At 33.1% G+C, this 15401-nt stretch carries 15 protein-coding genes; 13 read left to right on the plus strand and 2 right to left on the minus strand.

Annotation, left to right across the window (positions count from 1 at the left end; all coding sequences use genetic code 11):
• Position 1: 1 nt before the first annotated feature.
• From IRZ83_RS19070 to IRZ83_RS19095, 6 genes are all read left to right on the plus strand, one after another.
• Positions 2–3064, plus strand: coding sequence for a DNA polymerase III subunit alpha (locus IRZ83_RS19070; RefSeq protein ID WP_194570735.1), 3063 nt, complete (start codon positions 2–4; stop codon positions 3062–3064).
• A 57-nt stretch (positions 3065–3121) separates the two neighbouring features.
• Positions 3122–4501: an exonuclease domain-containing protein gene (locus IRZ83_RS19075; protein ID WP_194570736.1), complete on the plus strand. Its 1380-nt coding sequence runs from the start codon at positions 3122–3124 to the stop codon at positions 4499–4501.
• A 71-nt stretch (positions 4502–4572) separates the two neighbouring features.
• Positions 4573–5349 (plus strand): exodeoxyribonuclease III, encoded by a 777-nt coding sequence (gene xth / locus IRZ83_RS19080; RefSeq protein WP_194570737.1) that lies wholly within the window; start codon positions 4573–4575, stop codon positions 5347–5349.
• A 9-nt stretch (positions 5350–5358) separates the two neighbouring features.
• Positions 5359–5985, plus strand: a complete 627-nt coding sequence (locus tag IRZ83_RS19085; RefSeq protein WP_194570738.1) for an alpha-ketoglutarate-dependent dioxygenase AlkB family protein — start codon at positions 5359–5361, stop codon at positions 5983–5985.
• A 156-nt stretch (positions 5986–6141) separates the two neighbouring features.
• Entirely contained in the window at positions 6142–6603 is a 462-nt protein-coding gene (locus IRZ83_RS19090; RefSeq protein WP_029273466.1) for a DUF1810 domain-containing protein, read from the plus strand.
• Positions 6604–6849: 246 nt separating this feature from the next.
• Positions 6850–7257: a hypothetical protein gene (locus tag IRZ83_RS19095; protein WP_029273465.1), complete on the plus strand. Its 408-nt coding sequence runs from the start codon at positions 6850–6852 to the stop codon at positions 7255–7257.
• A 105-nt stretch (positions 7258–7362) separates the two neighbouring features.
• Here the strand turns inward: IRZ83_RS19095 and IRZ83_RS19100 are convergent, their stop codons facing one another.
• On the minus strand, positions 7363–8775 hold the full coding sequence (locus tag IRZ83_RS19100) for an APC family permease (RefSeq protein ID WP_029273464.1): 1413 nt from the start codon (positions 8773–8775) through the stop codon (positions 7363–7365).
• A 292-nt stretch (positions 8776–9067) separates the two neighbouring features.
• On the opposite strand from IRZ83_RS19100, the gene IRZ83_RS19105 reads away from it, so the two are divergent.
• The 7 genes from IRZ83_RS19105 to IRZ83_RS19135 all read left to right on the plus strand — a co-directional run bounded on the left by IRZ83_RS19105 (position 9068) and on the right by IRZ83_RS19135 (position 14259).
• Entirely contained in the window at positions 9068–9727 is a 660-nt protein-coding gene (locus IRZ83_RS19105; protein WP_194570739.1) for a potassium channel family protein, read from the plus strand.
• Between the two features lie 169 nt (positions 9728–9896).
• Positions 9897–10331, plus strand: coding sequence for a hypothetical protein (locus IRZ83_RS19110; RefSeq protein ID WP_194570740.1), 435 nt, complete (start codon positions 9897–9899; stop codon positions 10329–10331).
• A gap of 28 nt (positions 10332–10359) precedes the next feature.
• Entirely contained in the window at positions 10360–10779 is a 420-nt protein-coding gene (locus IRZ83_RS19115) for a lipocalin family protein (protein ID WP_194570741.1), read from the plus strand.
• A gap of 228 nt (positions 10780–11007) precedes the next feature.
• The gene (locus IRZ83_RS19120; RefSeq protein WP_029273460.1) at positions 11008–11346 is read left to right on the plus strand and encodes a hypothetical protein; all 339 of its coding nucleotides are present in this window, start codon (positions 11008–11010) and stop codon (positions 11344–11346) included.
• Between the two features lie 78 nt (positions 11347–11424).
• Positions 11425–11955 carry a hypothetical protein gene (locus IRZ83_RS19125; RefSeq protein ID WP_194570742.1) on the plus strand — a complete coding sequence of 177 codons (531 nt, stop codon included), beginning with the start codon at positions 11425–11427 and terminating at the stop codon, positions 11953–11955.
• Positions 11956–12449: 494 nt separating this feature from the next.
• Positions 12450–13874 (plus strand): sensor histidine kinase, encoded by a 1425-nt coding sequence (locus IRZ83_RS19130; RefSeq protein WP_194570743.1) that lies wholly within the window; start codon positions 12450–12452, stop codon positions 13872–13874.
• The gene (locus IRZ83_RS19135; RefSeq protein WP_194570744.1) at positions 13864–14259 is read left to right on the plus strand and encodes a response regulator; all 396 of its coding nucleotides are present in this window, start codon (positions 13864–13866) and stop codon (positions 14257–14259) included. Before IRZ83_RS19130 ends, IRZ83_RS19135 begins: the two co-directional genes overlap by 11 nt.
• A 15-nt stretch (positions 14260–14274) precedes the next feature.
• Here IRZ83_RS19135 and IRZ83_RS19140 read toward each other — a convergent pair whose 3' ends face one another.
• Positions 14275–15396, minus strand: coding sequence for a peptidoglycan endopeptidase (locus tag IRZ83_RS19140; RefSeq protein ID WP_194570745.1), 1122 nt, complete (start codon positions 15394–15396; stop codon positions 14275–14277).
• Positions 15397–15401 lie beyond the last annotated feature (5 nt).

The raw sequence follows: 15401 nt of genomic DNA on the forward strand, positions 1-15401 counted from the left end.
CATGTATCTCAATTGTCATTCATATCATTCACTTCGCTACGGCACGATTCCTCTCGATGATCTCATCACAGAGGCTGTTTCTTGTGGCGTAAAAGCAATGGCACTTACAGATATTAATACGGTAACTGGAATTTATGATTTTATAAGAGGATGTGATAAAGCAGAAATTAAACCTTTAGTAGGCATAGAATTCCGTTCAGAACATCAATTTAGATATATAGGTTTGGCTCAAAACCCTGAAGGTTTGGGTGAAATGAATCGGTTTTTAACGGATCATAATTTCAGCGGAGAATCTTTACCTCTAATTGCTCCCAAATTCAAATCGGCTTTTATTATTTACACTTTAGAAAATGCTCCAGCAAAACTTCGTGAAAATGAGTTTATCGGCATTCGCGCGGATGAAGTTTCAAGGCTTTTTACATCAGAACATAAAGATAAAATTTCTAAAATGGTTGTACTGCAATCGGTAACTTTTAGAAATAAAAAAGAATTTAATCTGCATAAAATTTTACGCGCGATTGATACGAATATTATTCTTTCGAAACTAACAGAAACTGATTATTGTAAAACGTCTGAGAAAATGTTGCCTCTAGAAGATCTTTTACCTTACTATGAACGTTATCCTGAAATAATATCCAACACACAGCAAATAATTAATTCCTGCCATTTTGAATATGATTTTACAACACCCAAAAACAAAAAGTTTTTTACTAAAAGTCGTGAAGAAGATATAGCAAAACTTACTGAACTGGCGCAGAAAGGATTAGTATGGCGCTATGGCGAAAATCACGAACTGGCAAAAAAACGTGTAGAAAAAGAACTAAAAGTAATTGATAAATTAGAGTTCAGCGGTTATTTTTTAATTACCTGGGATATTGTACGCTACAGCAATAGTAAGGGTTTCATGCACATTGGCCGAGGCAGTGGTGCCAACAGTATTATCGCCTATTGTTTAGGTATTACAGATATTTGTCCCTTAGAATTGGATTTATATTTTGAGCGATTTTTAAATTTAAATCGAAAAAGTCCGCCTGACTTCGACATCGATTGGAGTTGGAAAGAACGCAACATAATTTTAGAGTATATCTTTGATAAATATGGCCGTGATCATGTTGCTTTTTGCGGTACCAATGTAGAATTCAAACACCGCTCTATTTTCAGAGAAGTCGGAAAAGTTTTTGGTCTTCCGAAAGAAGAATTAGATATGCTGGCCAAAAATCCGATGGCATTACAAGAAACCAATTCTATTGTAAAGCTGGTTCAGGATTATAGTCTTATGATGAATAAATACCCTAATCAGCGCAGTATGCATGCCTGCGGTATTATTATTTCTGAAGAACCTATTACCAATTATACGCCTTTAGAAATGCCTCCAAAAGGTTTTCCTATTGTACTTTTTGATATGCATATTGCCGAAGAAATTGGTTTCGAAAAATTCGATATTCTAAGTCAGCGTGGCATTGGGCATATCGACGACAGCGTAAAACTAATCGAAAAAAACCGAGGCATAAAAGTAGATATTCGAAACACTTCTATATCTAAAAATGAAGCTATATGCAATGTGCATTTGGCACAAGGTAAAACCATTGGCTGTTTCTATATCGAAAGTCCCGCAATGCGCGGATTATTGCGCCGTTTAAATTGTGATAATTATAGGATTCTTGTAGCGGCTTCTTCTATTATTCGCCCCGGCGTTGCACAATCCGGAATGATGAAAGAATATATTTTTCGTCATAATAATCCAGATCAGTTTCAATATTTTCATGAGGTTTTCAAAGAACATCTCGGTGAAACTTATGGTATTATGGTTTATCAGGAAGATGTGATCAAAATTGCCCAGCATTACGGAGGCGTTCCTGCTGCAGACGGCGATATTCTGCGTCGTGCTATGTCTGGAAAAGGGCGTTCTAAAGAAGCATTGCAAAAAGTAAAAGATAATTTTTTTGCTTCGTGTGCCCAAAAAGGACATCCTGAAGCTCTTAGTCAGGAAATTTACCGCCAGATTGAATCGTTTGCAGGATTTTCATTTTGTAAAGCGCACTCCGCTTCTTATGCAGTAGAAAGTTACCAAAGTTTGTATCTTAAAATCAATTATCCTGTAGAATTTATGGCAGCGGTTATTAATAATCAAGGCGGATTTTACAGAACAGAAGTTTATGTACACGAAGCACGTATGTCTGGAGCAACAATCCTTAATCCGTGTGTGAATAAAAGCGAATATCAAACTACCGTTTACGGAAACGATATTTATCTGGGCTTTATGCATTTGCAGGGTTTAGAATCAAAAACAGCAAATTTAATAGAAGCAGATAGAGACAAAAATGGTGATTTTCTTTCTTTGGAAGATTTTATCAATCGGATTCCAATTGGAATTGAAAGTATTAAAATTTTGATTTTTATAGATGCATTTCGTTTCACAGGAAAAACCAAAAATCAGCTTCTGGTTATTGCCAGTTTGCTTCTGAATAATTTTAAACCAGAAAACAGAAGTTTGATGCTTTTACAAGAACCCGTTAAAGAATATAAACTTCCAACTTTAGAACGTTCTGTTTTTGAAGATGCTTTTGATGAAATCGAATTGTTAAGTTTTCCTGTATCCTGTACTATTTTTGATTTATTACAAACCAAACATCGCGGTGATATTATGGCTAAAGATTTGGTTATTCATCATAAAAAGCAAGTTCGAATGCTGGCTTATTTGATTTCCAGAAAACAAGTACCCACTAAAAAAGGAAACATGTATTTTGGAACCTGGATTGATCATGAAGGCACTTATTTTGACACAGCGCATTTCCCGGATTGTTTAGCGCAATATCCTTTTCAGGGTGGCGGCTGTTATCTTTTATTAGGAAATGTCGAAGTTGATTATCATTTTCCAACTATCACAATTACTAAAATGGCTAAAATGCCCTTTATTCCTGATCCAAGGTATATGGATGCTAAAGATCAGTTTAAAACACAGCAGTTAATCAAGGAAGATGTCAGTCCAACGCATCGCGAACCGTATCCACAGGCACATGAAATTAACTTGCCGAGACATCGAATGAAATTTCAAAGCAAATAGTTACAAAGATTTTGATGTTACAAGAATAAGAACAGCTTTCACGTTATATAAACAAAGATGAAAAAGCAAGAATATGCCATAGTAGATATTGAAACCACAGGCGGGAATGCCAGTGGCAGCCGTATTACAGAAATTGCGATCATCATTCATGACGGAAAAAATGTAATCGATCGCTTTGAAACGCTTGTTAATCCCGAAAAAGAAATACCGCTTTCTATTTTTGGATTAACAGGTATTAATAACGAAATGGTGGCTAATGCGCCAATCTTCGATGATATTTCTGAGAAAGTTTTAGAAATGCTTACCGATCGTATTTTCGTCGCGCATAACGTTAACTTCGATTATTCATTTGTGCGTCATCAATTGGAACAAGCGGGATTTAAATGGACCGCCAGAAAATTATGTACCGTTCGTGCAGCACGAAAAATTAAACCGGGATTGGCGTCTTACAGCTTGGGAAAACTTTGCTATTCGCTAAACATACCTTTAGAAAATCAGCATCGGGCTGGCGGAGATGCAGATGCTACTGCAATATTATTTTCTCAATTGCTGGAATGGGACGAGGAAGGTGAGATTGCAAAAATGGTCAAAATGACTTCACAAGATCAGCGTTTGCCTCCCAATTTACCTCCAGAAGATTTTAATAATTTACCAGAAAAACCAGGTGTATATTATTTTTATAATCAGCAGAAAAAAGTGATTTATGTCGGGAAAGCAATCAACTTAAAAAAACGTGTTGCTTCTCATTTTAGCGGTCATAAAATCAATCCGCAAAGACAGCATTTTTTAAGAGATATCTATAGCATTTCCTTTGAAGTCTGTGCTACAGAATTAATGGCGCTTTTGTTAGAATGCACCGAAATAAAACAGCTTTGGCCAACCTATAATAGAGCATTAAAACGTTTTGAAGCAAAATTCGGCATTTATCAATACGAAGCAAGAAACGGCTACAAATATTTGGCTGTTGGAAAACTAAGCAAATTTCAAACTTGTATTCATGAATTTAATAGTTTGTATAACGCGATAGATTTACTAAGAAGTCTGGCTGAACAATTTGAAATTGATCAAAGGTTCTGCAAATATTCAAGACCGGAAGAAGGAGAAATTTTTCAGAATAATGATCTAAAAAGCTTGCCTGAGGTTTCGGTTCACAACGAGCAAGTCGACAATGCAATTGATTTTCTATTAAGCAACCGCCCCACTTTTGCCATTATAGACAAAGGAAGAAGCAAAGATGAACGCAGCTGTATTTGGATTGAAAACGGTCATTTTTATGGTATGGGACATATTCCGACAGATGTTTCGATCCATGATCCATCAGAAGTAAAAAACTATGTTACGCCTTATAAAAGCAATCAATATATGGTGCATTTGATTTTTGCTTACGCAGAAAAACATCCGGGTAAAGTATTCTTTAACAAACAATTCCTGAAATAAGAATAGGAAACTGTGTAAATATATATGTATAAAAAGCTGTAAATTTAATAGCACAACTAATTAAATCTACTATGAAAATAGCCACTTATAACGTAAACGGAGTCAACGGAAGATTAAATGTATTACTGCGCTGGCTTGAAGAAGCGACTCCAGATATTGTCTGTCTGCAGGAATTAAAAGCACCGCAGGATAAATTTCCGCTTAAAGCGATAAATGATGCGGGTTATAATGCGATTTGGCACGGACAAAAACAATGGAACGGCGTTGCAATTTTAGCCCGAAATATGGAAATTGAAGAAGTAACACGCATTCTTCCGGGCGATGATGAGGATATTCAAAGCCGTTATATTGAAGCTTTGATTAACGGAATCGTAATTGCCTGCCTTTATCTTCCAAACGGAAATCCGGCACCGGGACCTAAATTAGAATATAAACTAAAATGGTTTGATCGTTTGGCTGAGCGTGCAGAAACCTTGCTGAAATTAAAAATTCCAGTAATACTCGTTGGTGATTTTAATGTTATGCCAACAGAATTAGATGTTTATAAACCTGAAAAATGGGTAAAAGATGCACTTTTCCTGCCTGAAGTTCGAAAAGCTTTTGCAGCTATTGTTTCGCAAGGATGGACAGATGCCATTAGAAAATTATATCCTGATGAGAAGATTTATACTTTTTGGGATTATTTTAGAAAGGCTTATGAACGTGATGCTGGATTGAGAATTGATCATTTTTTACTGAGTCCGCAAATAGCAAAAGAACTACGCTCCGGCGGAGTTGACCGTCATGTACGAGGCTGGGAAAAAACAAGCGATCATGCGCCCGTGTGGATTGAAATTGACAAAAAATAAGAAGAAAAAATGACATTATTTAACGACACCGAATTATTTACCCCAGGTTTGGCAGGAAAAAAAGTATTTGACATTCCTGATTCTGAATTGATTTTGATTGATAACTTTTTTTCCAAAGAAGAATCTGACCGTTTTTATGAAAGACTGCTTTGCAAAACCAAATGGAGAGAATATGAAATGGAAATTTATGACAAAACCTATACGGTTCCCAGAATGATCGCCTGGTATGAGGATAAAGATAATCCGGGAGCAGACCCAAAAGGTCCCGATTGGAATTACGAATTATTGACTATCAGAGGTCGGGTAGAAAAAGAAACGCAGCAGGATTTTAATACCGTTTTGCTTAATTTATACCGAAATGGAAATGACGGCGTGGGCTGGCACAGCGACAAAGAACATAATACAGGACCAAACCCAATTATTGCTTCGGTGACTTTTGGAGAAACTAGAATGTTTAGGCTTCGTCATAAATTCAGCAAGGAAATTCCGCAGGTCGAAATTCCGCTTCATCATGGTTCTTTTTTATTGATGGCAGGAACAACAAATAGTTTTTGGCAGCATCAGGTTCCGAAAACGGCACGAGATGTTTTACCGAGAATAAACTTAACTTTTAGACAAACTCATCGTAATGTATGATTTCTAAATAACTCAAAATGAGTTATTTTTCAGACCACAGGCATGAGGAAAATTCTGTCGAAAAAAGTTAAAATACTGACTGTATGAACCTTTTATTAGGCAGACCCCTTCTTTTTTACTACTTTTGCAACCCTTTTTTAAAATACAAATACCAAAATGGCTTATTCAAACAATGATTTATCGCGTTTTTTAGATGCGCAAAATAAACTTTATCTTACTGCTCTTTCTGAAATTAAAAAAGGAAAAAAAGAAACACACTGGATGTGGTTTATTTTTCCTCAGATAAAAGGATTGGGTACTAGTGATACTGCAAATCTTTACGCGATTGCCGATCTTAAAGAAGCTGCCGAATTTTTAGAGCATCCTATTTTAGGAAAACATCTTATCGAAATTTCAGAACTGTTTTTGACTTTTAAAAGAAAATCAGCAGATGGAATTTTAGGCGATTTAGATGCACGAAAATTACGCTCTTCAATGACGCTTTTTTCTTTAGTAGAAAATACAAATCCTGTATTTAAAGAAATATTAGACGCTTTCTTCTCTGGAGAAACAGATCCTCTTACCATATCTATTATTAATTCAACTATAAAATCTTCTGTAGAAACTGAAATAGCTTAATTACAGATTATTTAAATTAAACGACACTACATTTTTTGCCGCTGCAAATTAAGTAGTGTCTTTTTTTATGTTTTTTTTCGCAAAATTCGCTGTATTACAATTAGTTTTACCCATTGATTCAATAGATTAAAACAGCTCTATGAAGATATTTTTTACGCAGAGTCAAACAAATTTTGTGTCTTATTTTTCCTGTTTTTATAATTGATAATTAATTCTATATTCGCATTTCTAAAACCAAAAAAAATAATGACCGAAAAAATTAAAATCCTTAAAACCATTCACCTAGCCATTTGCGCTGGTGTAATTATTACTTACTTTATGTTAGGTGAGTTTTCGAATGAAACATTAAAAATTCCTGTTCTTGATTCTTCCTCAATCGTGTATGCAATAATTCCGTTTATTGCTATCCTTTTAAGTAATTTTTTATTTAAATCCTTTCTAAAAAAAGTAGATCAAGATTTAACCCTTGAAGAAAAACTGCCAACGTACCAAACTGCTTCAGTTATTCGCTGGGGAATTCTTGAAGGCGCTGCTTTTATCATATTATTTCTAAAACCAGAATTTGTATTGTTTGGAGTTTTGGTTATTGTATATCTTATTTTTTTAAGACCTACTGAAGATAAAATTGCTTCTGATCTTCAAGTTAATTTTTAAATCTTAAACTGGATAAAATCGATTGCATAAAAAACGCCTTGTTTACACAAAGCGTTTTTTTATTTAAAATCTTAGTCCCGAAAACTTCGGGAAAGCAACTTTTTATTAAGATTCCTTAGGTTTTGTTAAGTAATATACCGGAATTCCTGTCAGCATAATCAATACTCCCCAGCCACAAGTTGAGAATTTAGTCAATAACAGTGAGATACAAATTGCTGTTGCAATAATGATGTATAACATTGGTAAAAAAGGATACCCGAAGGCTTTATAAGGTCTTTCTGCATCTGGCATTTTTTTACGTAAAATAAAGATTCCGTAGATTGTTAAAATGTAAAAAATCAAAACAATTATAATTACAAAGTCTAATAAATCTCCATATTTCCCTGTCAAGCATAAAGCCGAAGCCCAGATACACTGTGCCCAAAGAGCCCAAGCAGGAACACTCGATTCATTAAGAACGGCAGCCTTTTTAAAGAACAAGCCATCTTTTGCCATGGTATAATAAACTCTTGCGCCAGCCATAATTAGTCCGTTGTTGCAGGCAAAAGTCGAAATCATGATCATAATTGCGATAATCAAAGTACCTATATCACCAAAAATATATTGAGAAGCCACCACCGCTACTCTATCTGATTTTGCTGTTGCAATTTCGTCTAGCGGAATAACAGCCAAGTACATTAAATTCGTTAAAACATAAATAATCGTTACGATAAAAGTTCCAAGAAATAAACTGAAACCAACGTTACGTTTTGGATTTTTAATCTCACCAGCAATAAATGTAACACCGTTCCAAGCATCACTTGAAAATAATGATCCTACCATTGCAGCCGAAATTCCGGTAATCAAAGCAGTTCCGCTTATCGGAAGCCATGAACCACTATCAACATTATAAGAACGTGTTGTCCAAGCATCTGCCCAGTTGGCATCCCAAACGGAAGCTTTTGCTGCAAGCGTTAATCCAAAAACGATTAAACCTAGTAATGATAAAATTTTGATGATCGTTAAAACAGTTTGTAGAATTTTCCCATTTTTTACACCCCGACTGTTAATGTAAGTCAGTAACACGATTGTGAAAATTGACACGATCTGCGCTGCATTAAGTTTAAAAAAACCAAGTTCAAATACTATATTTTCGTCGCTGAAAGGCTCATAAATATAAGCTGCAAATTTTGAAAAAGCCACACCAACGGCGGCGATTGTACCCGTTTGAATTACGGCAAAAAAGCTCCAGCCATACAAAAAGGCAATTAATTTATTGTATGCTTCTTTTAGGTAAACATATTGTCCGCCCGCTTTTGGGAACATTGCACTGAGCTCTCCATAACTTACAGCGGCGATAATGGTAATTAATCCAGATATCAGCCATATTAGAGTCAGCCATCCGGCAGATCCTACTTGTCTCGCGATATCGGCACTTACGATAAATATCCCAGATCCAATCATAGAACCTACAACAAGCATAGTTCCGTCTAGTAATCCGAGTTCTCTTTTAAAATGTTCTTGGTCGTTTTCTTGCATTATTTTATATTTTGGGTTGGTTAAAGATATACTTTTTTTGGAAATTTTAGATTTTAGATTACAGATTTTAGATTATTGGAAAATATTTTGGGCTTGTCTCTCTGGGTCAGGCTTTCGGCTATATCTTTTGCTCCGTTTTACTTCACAACATATACCTATCCCAAGCGCTAACCGTTTACATAAGATTTTTTTATCTAGCAATTGCATTACGGTTTTCCATAATAATTTTCTTCTTTTATCAATTACATTCGTCTATAAAATGCATATAATTTTAAAACATCTTTAACCAGAAATGACAAACGACTCGCATCAAAAAAACAACCAATTAAGTTTATTAAATCTAATAGTATTAATCTTGTCTATATATGTTTTAGGTGCTTTGGTAGTTGACTCTGTCTACATTCTTCCAAGAGAAACTTCAATATTATTAAATTATATTGATAATGCTATTTGCGGATTTTTCTTCATTGAGTTTTGTATTCGTTTAGGAAATACAGAAAACAAATTGAAATTCATGCGTTGGGGATGGATTGACTTGGTTTCTTGCATTCCAATGATTAATATATTGCGAGCAGGCAGATTGTTACGATTAATTAGATTACTAAGAATTATTAGAGCTTTTAGAACCACAAAAAATGTTGTTGATCATATTTTCGCAAATAAAGCTAAAGGTGCGTTCACCTCTGTATCTATTATTGCCATTCTCCTTATTATTTTTTCAGCCATTGCAATTCTCCAAGTTGAACGTGATCCAAACAGTAATATAAAAACTGCTGAAGATGCAATTTGGTGGGCATACGTAACCATAACAACTGTTGGATATGGAGATAAATTTCCTGTAACTACTGAAGGAAGAATTATTGCAGCTGTTCTAATGACCGCTGGAGTTGGACTTTTCGGTACATTTACTGCATTCGTTGCATCTTGGTTTGTTACAGAAAACAAAAACTAATTTCATTATATCAAAAAGCTGCAATCCTAAAAAGTTGCAGCTTTTTTATCTTACAGAAATTTCTTAACTTCATCACAAAAAACGTTTTTAAAAAATTAATTTTCAAAATATTACAAATTATAACGCAACCAATTTCAAATCGAACCATCTTATTAAAAACAAATAAATTATGAGAAGAATTATTACATTTTTTATTCTTGCTATTGGGTTTATTTCTTGCAGTTCTGAAAGCAAAAGCAACTTTCAAAATTCTGATATCTACGGGAAATGGAATTGGGTAAGTACAGATGGCGGATTTGCTTTTCATATACATGATACTCCAACTTCTACAGGAAATTCGATTCAATTAAGTTTATCGAAAGACAATACTTTTTCTATAACCAAAAACGGAAAGGAAGTTGTAAGTGGAAAATATGAACTTACAACACAAAAATCTATTTACTCGGGCGAAACGGAAAAGTATATAACTTGTGAAATGGGCGAAAACAAAGAGACGTTAAATATTGTAACAAAAGGTATTATTACAATTGATGACAAAAATAAATTATCGATCTCTGATAACTTTAATGACGGAGTTGGAAGCGGATTCGTCGGTATTAAGTAAAAATTATACTAGCCAAAAACAAACCAGCATGAAAAAAATAATTTTATTACTTGCAATTCTATTCTTGCAAATAAGCTGCAACAGCGATAATGAAACTAAGCGAAAAGATACTGGAATTGTTGGAACTTGGAAATTTACTGAAGCTTACATAGGAGATGGAGGAACAAACACAAAATGGAATCCTGTTGAAAATGGCTATACTTACACCTTTAAAAGTGACGGAACTTTTACTTCTACTCGATTCACAGAATGTACTTCAGGTACTTATATATTGACAACCTCAATACTAACTTTAAATTTTGGATGTCCAGGATTTACAACTGCAATCGAAACACCAAAAGGAAAGTTTGTTGAAAAATACAAATCAGAAAATGGAAAAATGATTTTATCACCAACTTATCTTATATGTTACGAAGGATGTGAGTATAAATTCTCAAAAATTAAATAAATCACACTTTTTTTAATATTACTATAGAAGCTGCAAAAATTATTTGCAGTTTTTTTTTATCTAAAAAAAATCCATTTTACGTGTTCCCGTAACTTTATAAAGTTTCAACTATTTATATTTGAAAATCAAAATGTAAATTTTTTACGTGTCATTTTACACTATAATATGATAGCCGTACATTGTTAATATTGTAAACCAAAAAATTATAAACTAACCAAACACCACTTTATGGAAACCACCACACACGAAGCAGAAGATGTTGCAGATCAATTTTACAATTATGCTGCTAATCTTTTATTAAACGAAAATAAATCGTCTTACGAAACTAAAGCAAAACTCGTTGAGCAAGGCTTAAGTACTGAGATCGCTGGATTAATTGTCGAAAATCTAGAAATTCAAATTCAGGAAGCTCAATACGAAAAAGCACGAAAAGATATGGTTTACGGAGCTTTATGGTTTTGTGGCGGTACTATTTTGACATTTGCTGATATTGGCTTCATTTTTTGGGGAGCTATTTTATTTGGTGGTATTCAATTCTTTAAAGGAGTAATAAATGTTTATTCTTAATAAATTCATTACCATTGATGGTCCAATTATGATGAAATGGACTTTAATAAATAAGCATTCAACTTAAAAAATAAAAATATGATAGTTTGGTCAGGAAGAGGATTTCTCTCTGTTTTAATATTATTCATCGCAATCTTCTCTTGTATCTCAATTTTCCCAGAAACATATATTGATTTGTGTTTTATTGTTCCGCTTTATGTTGCTGGAATTTTCAGTTATATTTTTGGAATCAGATGGAATCGGACTTTGAGAGTTTTTATTGATAAAGAAACCGGAAAAGAAATAAATTTCAAAAGTAATCATAGTCTGTTCTGGATAAAGATGGAATATTGGGGATTTATTTTTACAGCTCTAGGACTTATTATTTTAGCTCAAAATTTAGATAAATCGGGAATTGACTTTTATACCAATATCCTTTTGGCTTTAATTGGCATTGGAGGTTTAATCTATTTCGGAATCAATCTTGTCAAAATTAAAAGTGCGATTGTAACTAAGCCACAATTTGATATTGCTTCGGCGCATGCAGAACCTAAATTAAGTTTTATAAAGGAAGAAATTTCAAATCCAAAATTCGAAAGCGAAGATCCAAATCAATATTTGCCGAAATAAACTTAATTTGAAAATTAAAACGAATAGGAATGTTTAATTAAATGTAATATAGTTTCAAAAATCAATCAAAAGATGAAAGCTGCAAGTATAAAAATTTTGCAGCTTTTTTATTTACATCATTTTTTTGGCTCTTTAAGATTAAACAAAAAAATAATACTTTTTATTATTAGATGCTTTTCTGATACGCTATATTATAAATCAAAAACTCTTTACGAAAAGCACAACTACTTCATATTAAAAAACAAATTACTGATAAACAATACATTAAATTTAAAATATTTAAAAAGACAGAAAATTCAGAACATTTTGTCAGACTGTATTATTTTTTTATTAAATTTGGTAGAGATGCTCTAAATCATAAAATGTAAATATTTCATTAACATTTGTTTATTTTTTACTATATTCAATTCCCCATATTGTTTATAAAGACAGCAAACAAATTTGCCAAAAGTTCATAAAAAGAATCAAAATTATTAACCTACAAATTAAAAATTATGAACAAGATTCAAATTTTAAAAAAGCTGCGTTTTCCAAATGTTTTTATTCTTCTGTTAATTGTTTTTATTTCATGTGCCTTATTAATCTGTACCAATTTTTTTACGATAAAAATATTGTCTGCCAACAGAGCTTATGTTAATGGCGAATCACATTATTCGAAAGGACAGAAAGATGCCTCTCGGCATTTAATAACCTATCTGTATACCAAAGATCAAAATCAATGGAAATTATATTTAGAAGAATTAAGAGTACCTCAAGGCGATGGGCTTGCAAGAATAACGCTTATGAAAGCAGGAGACAATTCCGTAGCACGAAAAGCACTTCTTGTAGGCAGAAATCATAGCGAAGATCTCAACGATCTTATTTGGATGTTTGATAATTTTAAACACGTTTCTTTCTTATCAAAGGCAATTCATGAATGGGAACAAGGCGATAAGTTGATTTTCAAATTATTTATCATCGGACAACAAATTAATGCTAAAATAAACCGAAACATTTTAACTATCGATGATCAACAAAAATTTATTCAGCAAATAAGTGCTATAAGCGACAAATTAACAGTTAATGAGCGTAACTTTTCTAATACTTTAGGAGAAGGAACCCGTTCAATAAAAGATTTGCTGATCATTACAAACATTTTTTTCATTTTGGTTATTGTCTGCAGCGTTTGTCTTTATTATTCTATAATGGTAAAACGTTTAATAGTTTCTAAAAAAGAAATCGAAGTTAAAAATGAAAATCTGATATTAGTAAATCATGAACTTGACCGTTTTGTTTACAGTGCATCGCATGACTTACGGTCTCCTATTACGTCTTTAAAAGGCTTAATTGAAATAACGCAATTAGAAGATAATATCGTTCAGATTAAAGATTATTTATGTCTGATGCATCAAAGTCTTGCCAAACAAGATCAATTTATAAGTGATATAATTGATTATTCCAAAAATAAACGAAAACAAATTATCATGGAACCTGTTAGCCTAAAGGAACTCTTTGATGAAGCCATTTCGCAATTGATGCATATTGAAAATGCAAACAAAATTACTTTTACAAAAGAGTTATTAGTAGACCAAATTCAGAGTGATGGTTTGCGATTAAAAATCATTATTTCGAATTTAATTTCAAATGCTATCAAATACGCTGACAGCAGCAAACAAGAAATGTTCATTTCTATTAAAACTTACGTAGCTGATGATTTTCATAAAATTGAAGTAACTGATAACGGAATTGGAATTAAAGATGAATTTAAAGACAATATTTTTGAAATGTACTTCGGTACAAATAAAAATAAAGGTTCAGGATTAGGACTTTATATTGTAAAAGAAGCTGTTGAAAACATTAAAGGAAACATTACTGTAAGCTCGCAAAGCACAATTGGAAGCCAGTTTATAGTAGCTATACCAAATTCTTATGCCATTTAGACCTACATTTTTATTAATTGAAGATAATTTGATCGACCAGCTTATTATCAAACAATTATTTAAGAAAGTACTTTTTATAAACGAAATTCATGTTGCCAATAATGGCAAAGAAGGACTCGACTGGCTTAGAGAGAATAGAGCAAAACACAATGCATTATTTATCTTACTTGATATCCAGATGCCGATAATGAACGGCTTTGATTTTTTAAATGTGTACAGTCAATTTGATAATGCCTTTAAAAAAGACGTCAAAATTTACATACTTTCCTCTACATTAGATCCCGATGAAATTAAACAGATTAAGGAGAACAAAGATGTTTTTAAGCTTTTAAGCAAGCCTTTTCCTATTGAAGAATTTAAAAATGCACTTTATCATAATTTATGAAAAATGCTGGCTAAACTAGTCCAAAATACGATTTACTTGAGAAAAAGCTCTTTCGTAATAAGGTTCTTTTGTTGAAGAAATCATTACGCCTCCGTGAGTAGAAGAATGCACAAATTTTATTTCTCCATCTAAAACTTCCACAACCATTCCGACATGATTAATCTGGTGTCTTCCGTTGGTTTTAAAGAAAATCAAATCGCCTTTTTGTGCTTCTGTTGAAGTTATTTTCATTCCGATTCGAGATTGCTCAATAGAACTTCTTGGCAGTTTAATATCGAAATTGCTAAAAGTACAAATCATTAAGCCTGAACAGTCAAAACCTGCTTTTGTAGTACCGCCTGAACGATATCTGATTCCGATATTTTCAGTTGCATTTACAATTAATTGATTGACTAAATCGGAGTGATTGCTTACTCGTATTACTGCCGAAGAGTCTCTCTTAATTTCTGAATTATCTGCAACCTGAACTGGAACTGAAAGCGTATCCTTAATTGGTTGTGCTACTGCCAAAGCTTGTACTGCGTCTGCTTTTTGTTTGGTAGTTAAAATTTTTAAAAGATAACCAACTGGCAATTTTCCTTTAATAAATGGATTTTGACGCTCCAATTCGGCAACTGTCATTCCGTATCTTTTTGCAATGGCGTATTTGGTTTCTTTGGGCTGAACTTCTACAACGACTTCTACAACATTTACAATTTTAAGGTCGTCAAAAGGCTTTTCTTCAATTGCAGTTGAATTAGAAGGAATGTTAATTTGCTGCCCTATTTTTAATCCTTCCGTTTCTAATGAAGGATTCGCTTTTATTAAGCCATCAACAGAAACATTGTATTTTTTTGAGATTCCCCAAAGTGTTTCTTTGGCTTCAACTTCGTGTAAACTAGGAGTAGTGTTTGCAACAGTTTCTGCAGGTTTTGGAGCAACTGTTTTCTCGTTATTAGGAATTAATAAAATCGAGTTTAATTTTAGAATTGCAGGCGCATCAGGATTTGCTGCAGTAATATCTTTTGGTTTAAGTCCGTATTTTTTAGCAATTATAGTAAGGTTTTCTCCTTTTGAAATTTTGTGTTTGATAAATTTTTCTTGAGAAAAAACCCCTGCACTAAAAAAAAACAATACTATTATTAACCTGACAACCATTCCTT

The sequence above is a fragment of the Flavobacterium sp. JLP genome, from assembly GCF_015350755.1.
Lineage (GTDB): Bacteria > Bacteroidota > Bacteroidia > Flavobacteriales > Flavobacteriaceae > Flavobacterium.